The 1,284-nt window shown below is 49.5% G+C and carries 1 protein-coding gene and 1 pseudogene; both read left to right on the plus strand.

From position 1 onward, the window contains the following. Window positions 1-817 (plus strand): annotated as a pseudogene (locus tag Q0546_RS07920) (bifunctional phosphoribosylaminoimidazolecarboxamide formyltransferase/IMP cyclohydrolase PurH); the annotation flags it as partial. A 174-nt stretch (window positions 818-991) separates the two neighbouring features. Next, on the plus strand, window positions 992-1,177 hold the full coding sequence (locus Q0546_RS07925) for a hypothetical protein (RefSeq protein WP_002946870.1): 186 nt from the start codon (window positions 992-994) through the stop codon (window positions 1,175-1,177). Window positions 1,178-1,284: the final 107 nt, after the last annotated feature.

A 1,284-nucleotide genomic window follows, 5' to 3' on the forward strand; every position in this document is an offset into this window, starting at 1 on the left:
CTTTAACAACATCACCGATATAAACGCCGCTTTAGCGCTTGAAAGCAGCTTTGACGCTGCACCTGCGGTCGCTATCGTAAAGCACGCTAACGCTTGCGGCTTTGCCATAAAATCAAATCTACTCGAGAGCTATGTCGAGGCGCTAAAATGCGATCCCGTCTCGGCATACGGCGGCGTCGTGGCGATAAACGGCACGCTAGACCGCGCCTTGGCCGAGAAAATCAACGAAATCTACGTCGAGGTTATCATCGCTGCAAACGTTGACGAGGACGCGCTTGCGGTATTTGAAGCCAAAAAACGTATCAAAATTTTCGCCCAGGGCAATAAATTTTTACAGCGCGCAAACGACAAATACGACTTCAAGCACGTTGACGGCGGCTTTGTCTATCAGCAAAGCGACGAGGTGAAGCCTGGCGAGCTACAAAATATGAAACTGCAAACCGCGCGTGCGGCCAGCGAGGCTGAGCTAAAAGATCTCGAAATCGCGTGGAAGGTTGCGGCACTCACGAAAAGTAACTGTGTCGTTTACGTGAAAAACAGCGCCGTGGTCGCCATCGGCATGGGTATGACGAGCCGCGTGGATGCCGCGCGTGCGGCCGTAGCCAAGGCGCGCGATATGGGGCTTGATTTATGCGGTTGCGCGCTTGCTAGTGAGGCGTTTTTTCCATTCCGCGATAGCATCGATATCGCAAGCGAGGCGGGCGTAAAGGCTGTGATACAGCCTGGCGGTAGTATCCGCGACGACGAGGTCGTGCAGGCGGCAAACGAGCACGGCATGGCGATGTATTTTACGGGCGTGCGCCACTTTTTACACTAAAATTTGATTGTTTGATGGCAAGGCGGCGTAAATTTGACTGCGTCGTTTTGCCGTTCTAAGCTTATTGATTAGCGGCGCGCTTGCTCCGCTTTGCTTAAATTTGACGTGCCTGCTTTTAAATTTGGACTGCGATTTGCTTGCGCTTTGGAGATTAAATTTAATTGAAAGCAGTCTATGAAGCAAATTTTGATTTTCTTGGTATTTTTGGCGGGGCTTTATGCGGCTAATATCTACGTAAACGGCGAAAAGGTCGGCGGCAGCGATCAAAACGCTACCTATAACGGCGAGAGCAAAAACGAAATCCTAAAACAAGAGGGCAAAAAACAGCTCTGTAAAAAAGGCTACAAGCAGTACTGCTAGGCGGTGCTTTATGTTTTAATTGGTGGTCAAATTTACGCCTCCAAATTTTATCTCATCTCAGATTTCACATCATCAACGCTCGGGTTTTGCCACTCAAATTTGACTCC

Origin of the sequence: uncultured Campylobacter sp., assembly GCF_937997465.1 — a bacterium.
In the GTDB taxonomy this organism is placed as follows: Bacteria; Campylobacterota; Campylobacteria; order Campylobacterales; family Campylobacteraceae; genus Campylobacter_A.